The organism is Zwartia panacis, assembly GCF_030410395.1.
GTDB classification, from domain to species: domain Bacteria; phylum Pseudomonadota; class Gammaproteobacteria; order Burkholderiales; family Burkholderiaceae_B; genus Zwartia; species Zwartia panacis.
Map to the genome: position 1 here is coordinate 96,568 of NZ_JAUHHF010000008.1, position 18,621 is coordinate 115,188.

The window sequence follows — 18,621 nt, forward strand, 5'->3', positions numbered from 1 at the left end:
CTAAACTCCTCTAATGAATCGAGCATGTAGGCATCGCAATGGTCTTTCGCTTAACAATCAACCCTGATGCTCAGGACCAATGCCCTGAAACATAGCGCGGATATCAACCGTGCTCTTTGATCCGATGTGCCGGTAGTGCCTTGCGAGCCAGGCACGTGCCGTGTCTCGGCCAAGGTCGCGAAGATGGGTTAAGAATTCCCACTCTGCATTTAACTTTGATGATGCACCCAGAGGCAGCAAGGCTTCTTGATTGTGAATAATGTGAATTCGTGGGTGCCTATATGTATCAGGATCGAGCCTGCCCTGCTCAATCAGTCGCGACACAAAGTCAATTGAACGCAGCTCTTTGAGCAGCGATGCATTAAACGTAATTTCGTTCATGCGATTTTGAATTTCTTGCGAGGTTTTAGGAACCCCTTTGCGCTCGACTGGATTGATTTGCACAATTAGTGTGTCACTGGCATCGCTATGGGTATGAAAGGGAAACAGCGCCGGGTTTCCCATGAATCCGCCATCCCAGTAGGGCACGCCATCGATGACAACTGCTTTGTAAAGATAGGGCAAGCATGCCGAGGCCATCACCATGTCAGCGGTGAGTTTCTTGCTATCAAAAACTTTGACGCGTCCTGTCTCGACATTCGTTGCCGAGATGAACAACTGAATTGAGTCACAGTGCCGCACACAATCGAAATCAATCGTTTCCTGGACCAAATCACGCAGTGGATTGATATCCAACGGATTGAGTTCGTGTGGTGACAAAACTCTAGTCATCAGATCTAGCCAAACATAGCCCGGAGACTGATCAAGGCTCCACTGACCCATCATGACATCAATTGGCGTGCGGCGCAGTGGCGAGTATTTTGCTGACTCACTGATCGCTCGCCAAAAACTCTCAAGCTTTTGACGCGCTCCATCGGGACCCCCCGCCGTGAAGCCGTCTGCAAGCGCAACCGCATTCATCGCACCGGCAGAGGTTCCTGAAATGGCTGCAATTTCCAGCCTACCGTCCCCTAGCAAATAGTCCAAAACGCCCCAGGTAAACGCACCATGAGCACCACCACCTTGTAAGGCTAGATTGATTCTTTTCATGCTTGACGATTAACCTTTATTTTGGTGACTGCCTAGACAACGAGTTTGGGCACGGGTAACGCCAGCCGACCAAACACTTCGAATGAACGATCCTGCAACACATTGCGATCAGGGTATTGCTCAATCAAGCCATCCAAAGCCTCATCACGCGCTTGCAAGGACTTGATAACTGGGCCATGCAGGTAATACGCCACCAATCCCGCAACCCATCGGTGCCAGAAAGCCCACGTACCCTGAACCCGGTTACTTTGCAAATCGAACTGCCAACCCTCAAACAGCGCCACGGTCGGTGCCGCGCCTAACCAGTAATCACCCACGACCCACTGGTTAACACTGAAACAATGAGAAGCTGCACCAGTCGCGTCGATCTCAAATGCCACCAAGTGCGTAATCGTATTGTCGAGTCCAGCATTCTTAATTTCTGGTGTGCTCCACCGTTTGAATACATGCAGATGGGTGGTGACACCCACACCATCGCTGTCATGCCGATGCAAGAAGTACTGTGCACCAGTACCGGTGTCCTGACAATCGTTATCCGGGTAGTGCAAAGTCTCATCTACCGCTGGCTGCGATCCACAAAGATGCTCTACCAGACTACGCCCGCTGGCACGTCGCTCGCGCTCGAGCTCGACGAACTCGATTGCCAGCGAACGTGCAGTTGCCACGGATGAGCGACTACCCGCTTTGGTTCTATTTCTTGGCAAACTTGGCCTGCTCTGACAAAACATAGGCTGACAGGTTTTGAAGATCAGCTGAATCCCACGCTAACGGCTTGGTAGCCATTGGGCCCACCATGCAAACCTGCACGGCTTCATCTGCATGTATGTCGCCCACACCGTAATTCATCGACGCCATCTGCATCACGTGTGGGTACGGCTTGGCGAATCCTGGCGTAAAACTAGCACCACCTGTGTGGCACGTCGCGCATGACAAGCCGTTAGATGAGAGCTTGGTGCTTCTGAAAAGGGTCTCACCGGCGGCAACCTGCGCTGCATTAGAAGCACTGTAGTTAGGCTGATAACCGGCTGGACGCTTAATCAGACTAGCGTCTGCCTTTGCCCCACACTTTGCCCCACACTTTGCCCCACACTTTGCCCCACACTTGGCACCGCACTTCGTTGCGCTAGCAGCACAGCGCCCTTGACAGCGTGAGGCACATTTTGATCCACACTGGGCAAGGGCGGGTGACATCGCGATTGCCGAGGTCAATGCAAGCGCCGATAATTTGGCTAGGTTCTTCATAGGTTCTCCTTTGGCGATTCGGGTGTTTCTGATGACGCACCTTCTCATTCGATTGAGACACGCACTTGGTTACACCTGTCACGCATTATTCTCATGGCCATTGAAGATCGTGCCTCCAATGGCCACTCTTTCACTCACACAGCCCCGGTATATTCGCCTCGCGCCGGATAGTTTTTGCCAATCGCAAAATCGATAGCCATCATCAAGTCCGTAAACGATGGGCGGGCAAACGGCATGGTCTGAACTGCGCCGTAATACAGCGTGCGATCAGGCCGCACCAGAAACACGCCAGGTTCAGCAAACAAAGCGGGCTCATCGATACCAGCAGAGGTCGGGCCCTTGCCGGTAGAGATATAAAGACCCCAAGCACGCGCGGTTACCAGTGGCAAGGCATAGCCGAAACGCAATGCCGGCACAGCGACTTTGTCTGCCATTTGTCTGGCTCTCGCCTCGTCATCGGTGGAGACTGCAATCACATTGACCCCTCGCTTTTGGAGCTCTGGCAACAATGCACCGAGCTCTTTGAGGTATTTCACACACAACGGGCAATGCAAGCCCCTGAAGAACACCACCAATGAAAAGTGTTCGGGATTGTCAGTGGCTAGGCTAAAAGCACCGTGATCAAGCGTCGGTAACTCCAGACTGGGCACCGACTGGCGAGGAATTAGCATTTTTAAGCTCCAAACATAAAGTCAGTCGAGTTGATAGGTTATGATACGATCAATAACATAAGGTATTAATGTTTTTGCTATTCGTATCAAAAACTTGGGTTTCTTATGAGCAACGACAGCCGCTTGGATCGCTTAACGCCAATATTTGAACGGTTTGCACCGAGCGCGAAAATTCAATTCGCTGACAGTCTCTGTGGTGTTCTTGATATCGGCGCTGATGACCCGGTGGGACACATCCATTGGTTAAAGTCAGGTTCGATCAATGTCTACAGTCGTGACCAAAAGTCACTCTCAGTTACCCAACCAAGTGTTATCTTTGTGCCTGGCCCAACCCCTCATCGGTTGGAAGCCACAGATGAGTGCGAAATCGTCTGCGCTCAATTTGAGTTTGGCCAACGCTACCAAAATCCACTGACAGTACTCAATCCGGAAGTGCTTGTCGTGGCTGTTGCAGACGTGCCGGAGATCACCGTGGTGCACGACTTGCTCATGGGCGAGGCGTTTTCTGATCGATGTGGAAAATCAGTGGCTGCCAGTCAACTGCTGCAATATTTCCTTTTGATTTTGTTTCGTCACTTAATCAAAACAAACGCGGTGCCTGTCGGTCCGTTAAAGGCATTAGGTGATGAAAAAATCTTGCGTGCCATTACCTCGATGCATCGTGATCCTGGCTTGCCATGGACCATCGAACGCATGGCCGAAGCGGCAGCTATGTCTCGAGCCAATTTTGCGAGGCGGTTTCGTGAGTTGATGGGCAAGACCCCTTTAGACTACCTGACCGACTGGCGGCTGACAGTGGTTAAATCGCTCATCTCTCGCGGAGTGCCCATCAAATCAGCGGCCCGTGAAGCAGGCTACTCATCAAGTGCGGTATTAACCCGGTTATTCACACAGCGAATTGGTCTAGGTCCTCGGCAGTGGATGCTCGAAAACGATAGTGCAGCCAATGCGAAACAACCCAACAGCGAGCAGCGCATGGGCCAAAGCGCTATGTCGTAGGATCACTGCCAATTTGACTTTCTGTTGAGTTCAAAATCTAAGAGCAGTTCCTTCGCATACAAACTCGGATTCCATCACAATGACGCCCACAACAACAAATAGTTCAGACAATCCAATAGCGCTTTTCTGGTCATTTCGCAGCCCCTACTCGTACCTAGCCCTGCCTAGACTAAAGGCTCTGAGCGAATCTACTGGCGTACCCATCCAGATGCGGGTGGTGCACCCCAACATCCTGCGCAACACAAACTACTTCAAAACCATGAATCCGCTTGCCCGCCCCTATTTCATGCACGACACGCAGCGCATGGCGGCCTATTTGGGCATGCCTTTTCGGCGACCAGTGCCTGATCCAATCGTACAGAACCCGCAGACCTTGGAGGTTGATAGCAATCAACCCTTGGCTCGCTGGCTTGGCCACCTCGGTATCGCTGCAACGGAAGTTGGACGTGGATTTGCATTTTGCTGGGAGGTATCCCAGCTTCTGTGGAATGGCTCAGTAGACCAATGGCATAAAGGCAATCATCTACGAGACGCGTGCCAACGGTGCAATCTAGACTGGGATAGCCTGCAGGCTAAAGTGGCGGGCAATCCCCAGTATTACGAACAACAGTTACAGGCGAACGCAGACACTTTGGCACAGGCCGGACATTGGGGTGTGCCGACCATGGTGTACGGCAGCGAGACATTTTTTGGGCAAGACCGCATCGACGTTCTGGCTTGGCACATTAAAAATCGACAACATATCGAGCAAGGCGTGGCGTCCGAGGACAAGACAAACCAAGCGGATTGAAGCACTCACCAGCGCAATAGCCTGGGACCAAGCACAGCGCCCAACAAGCTTGACAACAAAATACCGGCTGTGTACCAAGCTGCCACAAAGGCCAGGGACATCTCTGGGCAGGCCAGCGAATAGCCAAGAGCACCAATCGAGCCTGCCAACACGCCTGCTGTAAAACCAGTGGCTCTCAGACGCGTAGGCGCCCCTGCTCTGGCAGCGAACAACAACGCCACGAGCGCTGGCACCGAGAGCGCGAGCACAAACCATGGACACCACAACCAAGTTTGCCCAAAGATGGCGTCAGCCCATAAGGTCCGTGGTGTGAACGCCAAATAGGCTGCGCCGGCACCAAACATCAATAGCATCACCAACAAAGGCCACTTAATCAAAGAAGACGTGTCGGCGCCCGGTCGGTAAAGGCGGGCGAGCAACGCAGCAAAGGCAACCACTAAAGCAGCCCCATAAACAAACTTTGCCCAAATAACCGGAAGCAAAAAGGTCTCACCAGGCAATAAACCAATGATCGTGACGCTCAAAACAGCGCTGGCGGCAAGCCCAACGGCTGCCGGCCACGTCAATGACTTCGTCACGGCCCGTCTATCAACCGTTTCGGCTTGTGTCGCAAGTAGATGAATTAGCGTAGAGGTTTTCATAATCCAGGCGAACTCTTAATAAATTCAGACAGGCGTTTCATCCCTCGATGGACGGCAACTTTTACCGCAGAGACTGATGCGCCTGTCCTTTGGGCAGCCTCAGCGACTGTCAACCCATCGAGCTTGGTGAGCTCAATGGCAGTGCGCTGAGCGTCGGGCAACCGCTGCAATAAAGCGGCGAGGTCATGGCTTGTACCCTCGGACGCTTGAGCGGTGATCAAGTCATCTGATCCAGCCTCGTCGATATCATCATGCAAAGCGTCGGTGCGCTCGTGTCTGCGCCAGAAGTCGACCAGTTTGTATTTCCCAATCGCCAGCACCCATGATGTCACGGCGTACTGCTCGTCATAGCTGGCTCGCTTTAAGTGAATCGCCATCAAGGTCTCCTGCACCAAGTCTTCTACCTCTGAGGGCATGGCCTGCAGGCGACGGGCAAAAAACCCGCGCAATCTGCGCGACATCATCTGGAGTGCCTGCTCGTAAGCCGCGTGATCACCGGCCAAGGCCGACCGCCACACTGGCTTTAGCTGGCGCTCGAATTTTTCGGCCCAGTCAGAGGGTTGCATGGTGCTATTCGTCGTTTGATGATGATTGGTTACAGCGGTTTCAGAAATTTTTACAGTCCTGCACTGTAACCCATTTCCGCTTGCGCTCGAATAGGACAAGATGAAACCTAACATGGGAATTGTTTAAATGGGAAGCTTACGACAGAGACACTTGGTGGTGTGCCTTGCCTTGGTCAGCAGCCTGCCAATCGCCAATCACGCTGCTTTGGCACAAGGCAGCGTGATCCAACCTATACCTTTGTCACCCAATCACTGGCAAGAAGTAACGCTGGGCAAAGACATTCGCCCCAATACCTTTGAATTTCAATCCGCGGGTGGTAAGCAGCTGCTGCGCATCGAATCCAATGCGAGCATGTCAATGATGGCCACGGCCGTTGCGGTTGATCTCACTCAAACACCGGTACTGTGCTGGCGCTGGCGTGTTAACCGAACACTGGATAAAGCCAACATGACCGAACGATTTGGCGATGACTACTCGGCAAGACTTTACTTAAGCGTGGCTATTCCTAAGGCCGAGCAAAGCCTTGGTCTGCGCCTGCAGCTTGGCTTGGCGCGTTCCATCTGGGGAGACCAAATCCCTGACGGTGCCATTAACTACGTTTGGGATAACCGACAGCCCTTGGGCACCGAGATGCCCAATGCCTACACCGATCGAGTCACCATGGTGGTCACGCAGTCGGGCAATGCCAAGGCAGGTCAATGGGTCCAACAAAGCCGCGATGTGGCGCAAGACATTCAACGACTATTTACCTCAGCGGCCACACCCGTACAGATCGCATTAGCAGCCGACACCGACAATACAGGTGAGGCTGTCGTTACCGAATTCTCTGATGTCGCGTTTGCTGCGAGCTCGGCACAATGCCAATAAACGGGCAAGACGAAGCGTTCCGGTTTTTTGAAATGCAAAGGACCGGATCCAGGACTCGACTCAGGACCCGACTCAGCGCTTGTAACCATCTAAGCAAATCCGACGAATAGTGATACAGACATCCGCAAAGGAAGCCCATGAAATCCACCCTGCCGTTGCTGCTTAAAACAGATTTTCCAGCACTATCCCGTCAGAGCCTGCAGACGCTCCAAGTTAATCTGGGGTATCTGTGCAATCAGTCCTGCCAGCATTGCCATGTGAATGCCGGGCCGAAACGAACCGAGCTCATGGATGGTGAAACCATCGAGCTTGTGCTGCAGGCTGTTAAAAAACATCAGGTGCAGTTGCTCGACCTAACCGGTGGGGCGCCCGAAATGAACCCGCACTTTAAATCACTGGTTGCTGCAGCCCGTGCGCTTGGGACAACGGTCATGGACCGTTGCAATCTCACCCTCCTCTCTGAGCCTGGATATGAAGGACTGGCCGAGTTTCTGGCTGACAATCAAGTGCAGATCACAGCATCCATGCCCTGCTACTCACCTGCCAATGTCGACAAGCAACGTGGCCAAGGCGTGTTTGACCGCAGCATCGCTGGCCTGCAAGCACTTAACCGCTTGGGTTATGGCATCAAGGGCACCGGGCTTGAGCTAAACCTAGTCTACAACCCGCTTGGCGCCAGCCTGCCACCGCCGCAAGTAGCACTAGAAGCTGACTACAAACGCGAGCTCAGGGCCCACTTTGACATCGAGTTCACCAGGCTTTTTACGATCACCAACATGCCAATCCAGCGGTTTGGTGCTGTGTTGTTAGGCCAAGGCTTATTCGAAGACTACATGCAACTGCTCAAAGACGCTTATCGGCCAGACAACCTTGATACGGTCATGTGTCGCACGCTTGTCAGTGTGGACTATCAGGGATACCTATATGACTGTGACTTCAATCAGATGTTGCAACTACCAGCAGCGAGTGAATTGAGCGCACGCCCTCATTTACGCGATCTACTGGCCCGTGAGCACTTCAACAACTCAATCCGAGTTGGCGATCACTGCTACGGCTGCACGGCTGGCCAAGGCAGCAGCTGCGGCGGTGCTCTAGACGAGCAAGCCAAGCCTGTGGCGACTGAATCCGTGATCGAGTTTCATGCAAATGGAGCAACTCATGCTTAAAAAAACATCCTGGCAGCGTTGGCTTCTAGTTATAGTTGCTGCCATTGCGGTGGTCTGGGCATACCAAGCGTTTGACGTTGGCAACCTTTTAACGCTCGAGACGCTCAAGAGTAGTCGTGACCAATTGCTTGGTCTTTATGCCAGTCAGCCTGGCCTGACCTTAGGCGTATTTTTTGTGGGGTATGTGCTGGCGGCTGCCGTCTCAATTCCAGGCGCGGCAATACTAACACTAGCCGCTGGCGCCCTATTTGGCTTTTGGCTAGGATTGCTCGTGGTGTCATTTGCCTCAAGCATCGGCGCGTTATTGGCTTTCCTGGTGGCACGTTATCTATTGCACGACACAATGCAAGCCAGATTTACTCGAACACTGGCGCCGATTAACGAGGGTGTCAAGCGTGATGGCGTGTTTTATCTGTTAACACTCAGGCTCGTGCCCGTGTTTCCCTTCTGGCTGGTCAACCTGGTGATGGGATTAACGCCCATGACGGCTGCTCGGTACTACCTCACCAGCCAAGTCGGGATGCTACCAGGCACTGCTGTCTTCGTGCTGGCGGGCACTCAGTTGGCATTGATTCAGTCGCTTGGTGATGTAGTCTCGCCGGGCATGTTAGCAAGCCTGGTTCTGTTTGGCGTTTTTCCACTGATCGCCAAATTCGTGGTCGGCTTTTTAAAGCGTAAAAAACTCTATGCCAACTGGCCCAAGCCCAAACGGTTTGACCGCAACCTTGTGGTAATTGGTGCCGGCGCCGGTGGCCTTGTCACAGCCTACATCGCAGCTGCGGTCAAAGCCAAAGTCACGCTCATTGAAGGCCACAAAATGGGCGGTGACTGCCTAAATTATGGCTGTGTTCCAAGCAAAGCGCTGATTCGGTCAGCCAAACTGGCCAAGCAGCTCAAAGAGGCCGATCAATTCGGTTTCGAAGCTGTCTCGGGCAAAGCCAACTTCGCCAAAGTCATGCAACGCGTGCACCAGGTGATTGCCGGTGTTGAACCCCACGACTCGGTCGAACGATATACCGGCTTGGGTGTCGAAGTCCTGCAAGGGCACGCAGTGATCACCTCGCCCTGGCATGTTCAAATTACGCTAGCTGATGGCAGCACACAAACACTTTCAACGCGCAATATCGTGATTGCCGCAGGCGCACGACCGTTTGTGCCGCCCATTGCTGGTCTTGAACAAGCAGGCTACCTCACAAGCGATACGGTCTGGAACCTGAACGAATTGCCACCACGCTTGGTGGTGCTTGGTGGTGGGCCGATTGGGTGCGAACTGGCGCAGAGCTTTGCCAGAGTTGGCAGCACAGTAACGCAAGTGGAAATGGCACCACGCTTGATGAGTCGCGAGGACCCTGATGCCAGCGCACTCGTACAAGCGTCTTTGACTGACGATGGCGTTCATGTGCTGGTGGGTCACGAGGCCCTGCGCATTGAGATTCAAGATGGCCAAAAGACGCTGATTGTCAAAGAAGGCAAAGGCGACGATGCGACCGAACGCAGCATTGCCTTTGACGAGATTCTGGTGGCCGTTGGCCGCAGCCCTCGCGTGACGGGCTATGGTCTGGAAGAACTCGGGATACCGCTGACCGCGCGCAAGACCGTTCAAACCAACGCCTACTTGCAAACCCTTTATCCCAACATTTTTGCAGTCGGTGATGTGGCTGGTCCATTCCAGCTGACCCACACCGCAGCTCATCAGGCTTGGTATGCGGCAGTCAATGCGCTCTTTGGTCAGTTCAAGACCTTTAAAGCTGACTACTCGGTGATTCCATGGACCACATTTACCGACCCCGAGGTTGCCCGCGTCGGGCTGTCCGAGGCTGAGGCCAAAGATCAGGGAATCGCCTATGAAGTCACACGCTTCGATCTTGAAGAGCTTGACCGTGCGATTGCCGACGGCAGCACCAAAGGGTTTGTCAAAGTCTTGACGGTGCCAGGCAAAGACAAGATTTTGGGCGTAACAATTGTTGGCGAGCATGCCGGCGATCTACTTGCCGAGTATGTGTTGGCCATGCGCCATGGCTTGGGTTTAAACAAAATCCTAGGCACGGTACACACTTACCCGACGCTCGCTGAGGCCAACAAATACGCCGCTGGCCAATGGAAACGGGCTCATGCCCCACAAAAGATACTGGCGCTACTGGAGAAGTTTCATCGGTATAACCGCGGTGGTGAGACCTCACCACCTCTGGCCGAGAAGTCAGCTTAAGAACAACACCTAGCAAACACCCAGAAAACCTGCCATGGCTAACACGCTATCGATCATCATACCCACGCTTAACGAAGCAGAGACGATCGAACGCACCCTGCGGTCGGCGGGCGCGCTTGACCTAGCCAAAGAGCTGGTGGTGGTTGACGGCGCCAGCACAGATGAGACGGTTACTTTGGCTGCACCACTAGCTGACCGCGTGATTCAAATGCCACAAGATCAGCGCGGTCGCGCAAGGCAGATGAACACTGGTGCGGCTATCGCGAACGGTGACTATTTACTATTTTTGCACGCAGACACCGAGCTCTCGAGTCAAGCCGCTAAAGAACTGAGTTCAGCGATGGCCAAACATGTTGTCTGGGGTCGGTTTAATGTGCAGATCACAGGCCAGTCGTTCATGCTTGGTATGGTAGCGTGCACGATGAATTGGCGCTCACGCGTAACCGGCATTGCCACAGGCGACCAAGCCATATTTGTTCGGCACGATGTGTTTGAGTCCATTGGTGGATTTTCTGATCAGCCGCTCATGGAAGACATTGAACTGTCCAAATCGCTTCGAAAGCTTGCAGGCCCCACCTGCCTGCAGGGGCCAGTGATCACCTCAGGACGCCGCTGGGATAAGAACGGCGCATTCAAGACCATCATATTGATGTGGCAACTGCGCTGGCACTACTGGCGCGGGACAAGCGCTGAGCAACTCGCCAAGGCGTATCGATGATGACTGCTAGCCGTCGCATTGGACTCATCATCATGGCCAAATCACCTCAGCCTGGTTTGGCAAAAACGCGCCTGATTCCCGCTCTTGGTGCCGATGGCGCAGCAAGGCTGGCCGAGCAACTGCTTGAACACACCATTGAAGTCGCCAGCCAAGCCAAGGGATTTAGTCACCACGAGCTTTGCGTCACGCCTGATGTTAATGACCCCGTTTTTACAAAACACCCGAAAATCAAAATAACTAACAAAACAGTCAGCGGCCATGGAATCGGGTTTTATGTGACGTCCCAAGGCGAAGGCGACTTGGGCGCGCGCATGCAACGTGCATTTGGCCGCGTGTTCGAGAATGTCGATTTGGCCATCATGATTGGCACAGATGCTCCTAGCCTGACGGCCAACCACCTTGAGCAAGCAGCACGAGACCTCGAGGCACACGATGCGGTGCTTGTGCCAGCACGCGATGGAGGTTACACCCTGATTGGCTTAAATCAATGCATACCCAGCTTGTTTGAAAACATGCCCTGGAGCACAAAGCGTTTGATGGATGAGACGCGCAGACAGCTAAAGCGATTAGGAAAAACCTGGCACGAATACGCTCACATGGCTGACATCGACGAGCCAGCTGACCTCGCCTTATTGCCGGAGACGTTTACCAAATGAAACGGTTAGTTCTCATCGGCGCAGGCCATGCCCATGCTCTTGTGCTAGACGCCTTGCATAAACAGCCTCTGTCTGGTGTGGAGCTGACGCTCGTCTCACCAGAATCTCAAGCACCCTACTCTGGCATGGTTCCCGGCTGGCTCGCGGGGCAATATTCCTTTGAACAGACACTGGTCGACTTCATCGGTCTATGCGAACGGGCTGGCGCCAAGCTTTTACGGGCCGAGCTTGTTAGCTTGAACCCCGATAGCCAGCAGTTAGCGCTATCTGATGGGCAAATGCTGTCCTATGACTGGCTATCAATCAATGTCGGCTCGACACTGCGACCACCGCCAAGCCAAACGCCGATGCTGGCAATGCGTCCATTGTCGAGTCTGAAACAACGATACGAACGGTGGCTTAAGCAGTGGCAAGAGTCCAGAGCTACGACCCCACTACGATTAACATCGGTTGGCGGTGGCGCTGCCAGCGTAGAAAGCCTGTTGTGCATCAAGCACCGTTTGCAACAGATGCGACCAGATACACCTGTGCACGCCCAACTCGTTAGTCGAGGCATGAGCATCCTGCCAGGCTTTAGCTCGCGAGCCCGACGCCTGGCCTTCGACGTTTTGAAGCAAGCTGATGTCACACTACAGTTAGGCACTGCTTGGTGTGAAACAATTGCCCAAAGCAGTGACCTCATCATCTGGGCAACTGGCGCTGAGCCACACGCTTGGCAAATCGATCGTGCCACCCGAGGCAACCTGAAGGTTGATCAAACGGGGTTCATTACGGTCAATGCATGCCTACAGTCCATTTCCCACAAAAATGTTTTTGCTGTGGGTGATTGCGCCTCTTTGCCCCACCCTATTCCCAAGGCCGGAGTCTACGCCGTACGCATGGGCACGACCCTTGCGGCCAATCTAAGGTCAGCCGCTAGCAATCAACCACTGTCTGTATTCAAGCATACAGGGCCAGCACTGGCCTTGCTCAATACGGCCAACGGTAAGGCAATCGCGTCCTGGGGCCCGTTGGGCTGGCAAGCACAGTGGGCGATGGGATGGAAAGACCGTATTGACCGACGCTTTATTCACAGATTTGTGTGCTGAAGCGCAAAGCAACTTGGAAAAATTCATGATCACGAGACTAACAGTCAAAACGCTCAAACATACGGCAACCATCGTAGCGATGGGAGTCGTAAGCGTGATGGCATTAAGCTGGTCACACAGCAGTGCCGCAGCCAATGAAGCAATCAATCAGGTATCCCTTGAATTTGGGGTTGGCATGTACCAGCCCGATCGCCAGACAAACGATGCCACATACCGTCCATTGGCCGATTATCTGGCCGAGCGCTTAGGTCGACCTGTTAGGCTGCGAACCGTCGATAGTTGGGAAGGCTTGGCCAAAAGCCTGGCCAATGGCGAGACAGACATGGCACTCATGGGCCCTTGGGGCTATGTACTGGCCGACCAATATGCGGGAGCCCAAGTTGTTTCAACTATTCTCTACCGGGGCAAGCCCGAATACCATGGGCTCATCATCACGCACCCAGACTCTGGCATTCAAACCATTGACGACCTGCTTGGGCCAGCAGGAAGGCAAGCCACGTTTGCATTCGGGGACAAAGGTTCAACCTCAGGCTACCTGATTCCCCTGACATTTTTTCTACAAAACAATGTCGATCCACAGAAACATTTTGCGCGGGTGCTGCACACCAAGCACCAGGCTATCGAAATGCAAGTCACAAGCGGCCGGATTACAGCAGGTGCCGACTATGATCGCAATCGCAACGCCATGATTGCACAAGGACTAATCACAGCTAAAGACAGCAAGGTCATTTGGCAATCGCCACCTCTACCCAATGACGCGTTTGCAGTTAGTGCAAAGCTCTACGAAGACAGCGCATTCGTGATGCAACTGCGAGCAGCGCTGGCTGACATCGGGTCGCAGCTACCAGACAACCCACGGCTGTTGCCACCTGACTACACCGGCTTTATCGATTCACAACGTCAACGATACGAGCCAATTCGCGAAGCCGGTCTCGTTAGCGGTGCCCTTAAACCGAATCCATAACAGAGCGGCTGACCTTCATCTGCTCAAACCTTTACTGACTCACGCTATGAAACACACTCCAGCGATCGAATCAACACCGCTGAGTTTAACCAGCCAAACGCCTGACAATCGTGGGCGTCTAGGTTTAATGGTGCTTGCCTACTTGGCCATTAGTGCAGTTTGTCTATACACCTTGGCACAGTCAGGTGACCTTTCGATGGGACGTCAGCCTTGGGACAACCTCATCAAAACCTTTGGCGAGTTTTCTTACCCGAGTTTTTTGGATGTTTGGTTTGGGCCAACGGACTTGCAATACCGTGCCGTCGATGGCCGGGTACTTCGAACCGATAATGCACAAGCGCGAGAGATTGAATTCCTGGCCGGTTTGGCTCGAGGTGCATGGACTACATTTCAGATCGCTACGCTAGGCACTATGCTGGCAGCACTGCTAGGGTTGCCGCTTGGGCTGGTCGCTGCAAAAAATCTCAACGCGCCAAAGCCGCTGGCTTTATTGGCTCGAGCCATTTTAGACACAAGCCGTGCTGTACACACTTTAATCTTTGGCTTGATACTTGTGGGAATTGTAGGGTTGGGCCCTACTGCTGGCATCCTCGCCATAGCGCTGCATAGCATGGGCACTTATGGCAAGTTTTACGCTGAGAGTATCGAGACGCTCGACATGGGTGCCGTAGACTCAGTGAGAGCAACAGGCGCCACACCCTCGCAAGTATTCTTCAACGCGGTTTTGCCGGCAGTGCTGCCGCAGTTTATCAGCAGCCACCTATATATTTGGGAGTTCAACATCCGAGACTCCACCATTTTGGGACTGATTGGCGCGGGTGGCTTGGGGCTTTTGATATCCGAAGCGACGAGTCTGTTTCAATGGGATCGACTTGCAACGATTCTCTTGGTAGTTGTCGTGCTTGTGACTGCATTCGATGCCGCGTCACGACGAATTCGTCAACATTTGCTGTAAGGACCAGAACTATGATGACAACTCCGAATGACATCGAGTTGACAGGGGTAAAAGTTGAGCAGGCTGGCAAACTGACCCTTGACATCGAGCACTTGGCGATCCAACGCGGACAACGTGTGGTCATTGTCGGAGCAAATGGTGCAGGCAAAAGCACCTTGCTAAAACTACTGACAGGATTCGTTCAGCCCACGCAGGGCAGCGGTTGCGTGCTTGGCTACTTCTTTAACAACAAGCACTGCCTTCGTGCGAGACAATGGCGGGCACTGCGAGCGCGTACAGGCCAAGTTATGCAATCTCTGCATCTGGTTGGGCGCCTAAGCGCCCTGGACAATGTGTTGATTGGCTGCTTGGCTCGGCGGGAAGCGGTTTCAATCTGGCGCAGCTGGTTGCGCTGGCATCATCCTGCAATCGTTGAACAGGCCATGATGCAGTTGCAAACACTTGGGTTGGCGAACCATGCGCACACTCGTGCAGATCGGCTTTCAGGTGGCGAACGGCAGAAAGTGGCGCTGGCCCGCCTGGCACTACAACAACCCAAACTTATCTTGGCTGACGAGCCAACGGCCGCACTTGACCCCGCAGCTACTGACGAAGTCTGCCAGTACTTGAACCGACTCGCTCAGGCAAATGCAACACTCATCACCGTGGTGCATGATGCTAGCCTGATTCCACGCCTCGCGGACAGAGTGATTGGCATGGCAAGCGGCAAAATCGTGCTTGACGTGTCAGCCAGCGAGTTAATGCCAGCTCACTTACAACAGCTGTATCAATCTGCAAATGCTCCCATACCCAATTCATCGGCCTTACTTATACCAAAGCCCTGCTTAGCTGTAGCCATCTAAAAGGAACATGAGCCTCATGACCACCATTGCTTCCGAATCACTTCTAGATAAGTCCCCGGGACGTAGCTGCCCTTTGCACTACCGCTACGATCCGTCTGTTTTCAACTGCACACCTATGCCCGAATTGACCGAATTGGATGTCTTGTATGTGGCCGGCGGACTGTACGGGAATGTGTTTGCACTTGACGCCATCGAGTCAATGTTTGCCTCAGAGCCAGGCAATAAGCGCTTAATATTTAACGGCGACTTTCATTGGTTTGATGCTGCGCCAGAAATATTTGGTGAAATCGAAGCTGGTGTCCGTAGACACCTTGCCTTACGCGGCAACGTTGAGACCGAATTAGCATCAGACGATAGCGATGCCGGCTGTGGTTGCGCCTACCCCAGCTGGGTGGAAGACGGTGTTGTAGAACGATCAAACCTGATTTTGCAACGCCTGCGTAGCTGTTTAACTGAGAATATCCGGGAAGAGCTTCAGAGCCTAGAGATGTGGCAAGTCGCATCCGTGGGACACCGGCGCGTTGGCATCGTTCATGGTGATGCGCAGTCGCTGGCTGGCTGGGGCTTTGCTCAGGAACACTTGCAAGATGTCCACCATCAAAATACGGTCGCCAACTGGTTTGCAGCGGCACAGGTCGATGTATTTGCCTCGACCCATACTTGCCTGCCCGTCATGCAGGCCATCGGGCAAAGCAAGCAATCAGGCTGGATCGTCAACAATGGATCTGCCGGCATGCCAAATTTTGAGGGTAACCCTGCAGGGCTCGTCACCCGAATTGCGGCGCATCCATACGGCGGCCGAGCTAGTTTGGCGCACGTCGAGACTAATGGTCTGCACATGGATTTGCTGGCCATCGATTTCGATCAAGCCAAATGGCAGGATATGTTTTTAAGTATGTGGCCTACAGGCAGCCACGCCCATCATTCATACTGGAAACGCATCACGCAAGGGCCGGGCTATCGGCCTTCACAGGTTGTTAGGCACTAGGAGAGCAATAGCATGTTGGCGATTGTTGGTGGCACGGGACTTTATGATCTGCCGGGCCTAAGCATTACGAATCGGATCTCGGGTCACACACCATTTGGCGAAGCTTCGGGTGATGTCCTCATGGGCCGAATCGGGCAACATCAAGTGCTTTTTTTGGCTCGCCACGGCGGCGGACACCGCTTGCTCCCCCACGAAATTAACTATCGCGCCAACGTGTTTGCCCTCAAAGCGGCGGGCGCTACCATGATGCTTGGATTCTCTGCGGTGGGTAGCCTGCGCATGGAATTCAAGCCGGGTGATCTAGTGATGTGCGAGCAATACATCGATTGGACCAAGGCTGATCGATCACGTACATTCTTTGGCAATGGCGTGGCGGCACACGTATCAACGGCAAAGCCCGTAAGTGGCAATCTGGTAGACGCAGTTGTGGGCACTGGCGCACGAATCAACCAACCTATCGCACGTGGCGCCACCTACATATGCGTCTCTGGTCCACGCCTAGGTACTCAGGCTGAGAGCCACTGGTTAAGGCAAATGGGCGGCGACTTGGTGGGCATGACCAATGTGCCTGAAGTATTTTTAGCTCGGGAGGCGCAGGTTGCCTACGCCACCCTTGGCATGGTGACTGATTATGACTGTTGGCTCGAAGATGAGTCCCAACATGTCAATGCCCTTGGGATCTTTGAGCTCTATGGCAAAACGCTCAGCAAAGCTCAGGCGGTACTTGACAGCTTACTGACCGGGGAGTTGCCCGAGCCAGAGCCTGAGATTCGAAATGCGCTGTTACACGCAGTGCTTTCTCCAGATCAAGCACTCACGGACGAACAGCGCCAGTGGCTTAACGTGCTGAAATCCTAGAATTCAGATAATCGAATTTTTGAAGTCGAACCATGCAGGCATAAGATAATCACTACGGTTATACGTTTCCCAAAGCCACTGGTCCGGCTAAAGCTATTCTTGCTTTTATTGGGGTCGAGGGCCCATCTGATAAACCAGCATGAACAAAGCACTGCACCAGCGGGCTTCAGGCACACTGAGGTTCAAGGCAAATCCTTGTTGCGAATACAAACGCAAGTCGAAAATCGATTTCGTCTAGTAGCACACGGCACTGGATGCCAGTCACAGCGATCATTACAGTACGTTGTGAAAGGGTCTCATACGTCAAAAACAGGTATTATTTTTGCGAAATCACCGCGCATTGGAACGTAGCACGTGCTACTGTTACAGTCATGGATGAAAAGCTCCTCGCGGCGCAACGCCGAGAACTACTCGTCAAGGCCATTGATCGCTTAACGCAGGGCGACCGTAGCGCTTTTGGCCGCCGTCTGGGCTTCAAAGACGGGGCTTTCATTCGACAAATGCTCAGTGGAGCACGGGTCGTGTCGGATAAGACCGTGCGACTCATCGAAGCCGTCCCCGGGATGCAAGGCTGGTTCTCACAGGCCAGTGGGAGCGAACCCCCACCCCTTGCTCCACTGCCACTCACGGAATTAAGCCCTACCGATATTGCTAGCCGTTATCACGTCGCGCCGAAATCGGCTCAGCGTATCGTAGAACTTGCGCTGCGGCAGCCTCAGGAGCCTGTCCCGCCATGGGCAACACCAGCCCTGCTGTCGGTCCTGGCAGCCAGCCTTTTGTTGGCCGATGACGACAATCAGAGCAAAAGCTAGGTAGCAATTGCTTAGTTAGGCGCAAACTCTCGCACTTCCTCCCAACCCGAAGCAAATCAATACATGGTCATGAACGCCTTCTCGCGTCTGGGTGGCGTTTGATCTTATTCGCACCGACCTTTCGTGGCAATTGTTACTAACAATAGCAATATTTATTGCGCACAAATAAAACATTTGCTACTATTCTTTTGCGATCTTTAACAACCAGCCATCGATGAATATCACGCCCTGCCATTCGTGGCATGCGATTGCGTGACTACCTGCACGGCACCTGGGTAGAAGCAAAACAGGTGAAATCCATGCGCTTACCGCCGACCTCTTGCGCGAGGTTTTGTACGGTGATTGGCGCACGGGGTCGGCACTCAGGGATGAGAGCCGCGCCAGTAATCAGCCGATGGCGTCGTAATCGGGCTGAAGACAGCGGGAGAAGACCGCACAACGAAGCATCAGCGAAGTGAGGGCCTGTCCCACACTTCGCTCGCTGTAATTTCACAACTCGCTG

The 18,621-nt window shown here is 53.4% G+C and carries 20 protein-coding genes; 14 read left to right on the forward strand and 6 right to left on the reverse strand.

Translation table 11 applies throughout. The features are described 5' to 3' along the window. Positions 1 to 57: 57 nt before the first annotated feature. The 4 genes from QWY30_RS11560 to QWY30_RS11575 form a co-directional block, all read right to left on the reverse strand. A complete protein-coding gene (locus tag QWY30_RS11560) occupies positions 58 to 1,089 on the reverse strand; it encodes a patatin-like phospholipase family protein (protein WP_290241165.1) in 1,032 nt (343 codons plus the stop codon). A 32-nt stretch (positions 1,090 to 1,121) separates the two neighbouring features. Continuing rightward, positions 1,122 to 1,793, reverse strand: coding sequence for a DUF6969 family protein (locus QWY30_RS11565; protein ID WP_290241167.1), 672 nt, complete (start codon positions 1,791 to 1,793; stop codon positions 1,122 to 1,124). Beyond that, positions 1,780 to 2,331, reverse strand: a complete 552-nt coding sequence (locus tag QWY30_RS11570) for a hypothetical protein (RefSeq protein ID WP_290241169.1) — start codon at positions 2,329 to 2,331, stop codon at positions 1,780 to 1,782. Before QWY30_RS11570 ends, QWY30_RS11565 begins: the two co-directional genes overlap by 14 nt. A gap of 134 nt (positions 2,332 to 2,465) precedes the next feature. After that, positions 2,466 to 3,002: a peroxiredoxin-like family protein gene (locus tag QWY30_RS11575; protein WP_290241171.1), complete on the reverse strand. Its 537-nt coding sequence runs from the start codon at positions 3,000 to 3,002 to the stop codon at positions 2,466 to 2,468. Positions 3,003 to 3,107: 105 nt separating this feature from the next. Between QWY30_RS11575 and QWY30_RS11580 the strand changes: the two genes are divergently transcribed. Both QWY30_RS11580 and QWY30_RS11585 read left to right on the forward strand, forming a co-directional pair. Beyond that, complete coding sequence (locus QWY30_RS11580) at positions 3,108 to 4,001, forward strand: AraC family transcriptional regulator (protein WP_290241172.1); 894 nt, start codon at positions 3,108 to 3,110, stop codon at positions 3,999 to 4,001. A gap of 79 nt (positions 4,002 to 4,080) precedes the next feature. Beyond that, positions 4,081 to 4,791, forward strand: coding sequence for a 2-hydroxychromene-2-carboxylate isomerase (locus QWY30_RS11585; RefSeq protein WP_290241174.1), 711 nt, complete (start codon positions 4,081 to 4,083; stop codon positions 4,789 to 4,791). Between the two features lie 5 nt (positions 4,792 to 4,796). Here QWY30_RS11585 and QWY30_RS11590 read toward each other — a convergent pair whose 3' ends face one another. Further along, on the reverse strand, positions 4,797 to 5,432 hold the full coding sequence (locus tag QWY30_RS11590; RefSeq protein WP_290241176.1) for a DUF1109 domain-containing protein: 636 nt from the start codon (positions 5,430 to 5,432) through the stop codon (positions 4,797 to 4,799). Continuing rightward, positions 5,429 to 5,998 carry a sigma-70 family RNA polymerase sigma factor gene (locus QWY30_RS11595; RefSeq protein ID WP_290241178.1) on the reverse strand — a complete coding sequence of 190 codons (570 nt, stop codon included), beginning with the start codon at positions 5,996 to 5,998 and terminating at the stop codon, positions 5,429 to 5,431. Before QWY30_RS11595 ends, QWY30_RS11590 begins: the two co-directional genes overlap by 4 nt. A gap of 127 nt (positions 5,999 to 6,125) precedes the next feature. On the opposite strand from QWY30_RS11595, the gene QWY30_RS11600 reads away from it, so the two are divergent. The 12 genes from QWY30_RS11600 to QWY30_RS11655 all read left to right on the forward strand — a co-directional run bounded on the left by QWY30_RS11600 (position 6,126) and on the right by QWY30_RS11655 (position 18,119). Beyond that, on the forward strand, positions 6,126 to 6,866 hold the full coding sequence (locus QWY30_RS11600) for a DUF3047 domain-containing protein (protein ID WP_290241180.1): 741 nt from the start codon (positions 6,126 to 6,128) through the stop codon (positions 6,864 to 6,866). A gap of 137 nt (positions 6,867 to 7,003) precedes the next feature. Beyond that, positions 7,004 to 8,032: an arsenosugar biosynthesis radical SAM (seleno)protein ArsS gene (arsS, locus tag QWY30_RS11605; protein WP_290241182.1), complete on the forward strand. Its 1,029-nt coding sequence runs from the start codon at positions 7,004 to 7,006 to the stop codon at positions 8,030 to 8,032. Beyond that, positions 8,025 to 10,238, forward strand: a complete 2,214-nt coding sequence (locus QWY30_RS11610; RefSeq protein ID WP_290241183.1) for a dihydrolipoyl dehydrogenase family protein — start codon at positions 8,025 to 8,027, stop codon at positions 10,236 to 10,238. Before arsS ends, QWY30_RS11610 begins: the two co-directional genes overlap by 8 nt. 34 nt (positions 10,239 to 10,272) lie before the next feature. After that, the gene (locus QWY30_RS11615) at positions 10,273 to 10,956 is read left to right on the forward strand and encodes a TIGR04283 family arsenosugar biosynthesis glycosyltransferase (protein WP_290241186.1); all 684 of its coding nucleotides are present in this window, start codon (positions 10,273 to 10,275) and stop codon (positions 10,954 to 10,956) included. Beyond that, positions 10,953 to 11,612 (forward strand): TIGR04282 family arsenosugar biosynthesis glycosyltransferase, encoded by a 660-nt coding sequence (locus QWY30_RS11620; RefSeq protein ID WP_290241187.1) that lies wholly within the window; start codon positions 10,953 to 10,955, stop codon positions 11,610 to 11,612. The genes QWY30_RS11615 and QWY30_RS11620 overlap by 4 nt, the downstream gene beginning before the upstream one ends. Beyond that, positions 11,609 to 12,700 (forward strand): FAD-dependent oxidoreductase, encoded by a 1,092-nt coding sequence (locus QWY30_RS11625; RefSeq protein ID WP_290241189.1) that lies wholly within the window; start codon positions 11,609 to 11,611, stop codon positions 12,698 to 12,700. The genes QWY30_RS11620 and QWY30_RS11625 overlap by 4 nt, the downstream gene beginning before the upstream one ends. A gap of 25 nt (positions 12,701 to 12,725) precedes the next feature. Continuing rightward, complete coding sequence (locus tag QWY30_RS11630) at positions 12,726 to 13,664, forward strand: phosphate/phosphite/phosphonate ABC transporter substrate-binding protein (RefSeq protein ID WP_290241192.1); 939 nt, start codon at positions 12,726 to 12,728, stop codon at positions 13,662 to 13,664. Between the two features lie 46 nt (positions 13,665 to 13,710). Continuing rightward, entirely contained in the window at positions 13,711 to 14,619 is a 909-nt protein-coding gene (gene phnE, locus QWY30_RS11635) for a phosphonate ABC transporter, permease protein PhnE (protein WP_290241193.1), read from the forward strand. A gap of 11 nt (positions 14,620 to 14,630) precedes the next feature. Continuing rightward, complete coding sequence (locus QWY30_RS11640) at positions 14,631 to 15,461, forward strand: phosphonate ABC transporter ATP-binding protein (RefSeq protein WP_290241196.1); 831 nt, start codon at positions 14,631 to 14,633, stop codon at positions 15,459 to 15,461. A 16-nt stretch (positions 15,462 to 15,477) separates the two neighbouring features. Next, positions 15,478 to 16,449, forward strand: a complete 972-nt coding sequence (locus tag QWY30_RS11645) for a hypothetical protein (protein ID WP_290241198.1) — start codon at positions 15,478 to 15,480, stop codon at positions 16,447 to 16,449. Between the two features lie 12 nt (positions 16,450 to 16,461). Then, the gene (locus tag QWY30_RS11650) at positions 16,462 to 17,307 is read left to right on the forward strand and encodes an MTAP family purine nucleoside phosphorylase (RefSeq protein WP_290241201.1); all 846 of its coding nucleotides are present in this window, start codon (positions 16,462 to 16,464) and stop codon (positions 17,305 to 17,307) included. Positions 17,308 to 17,678: 371 nt separating this feature from the next. Next, entirely contained in the window at positions 17,679 to 18,119 is a 441-nt protein-coding gene (locus tag QWY30_RS11655) for a hypothetical protein (protein WP_290241203.1), read from the forward strand. Positions 18,120 to 18,621: the final 502 nt, after the last annotated feature.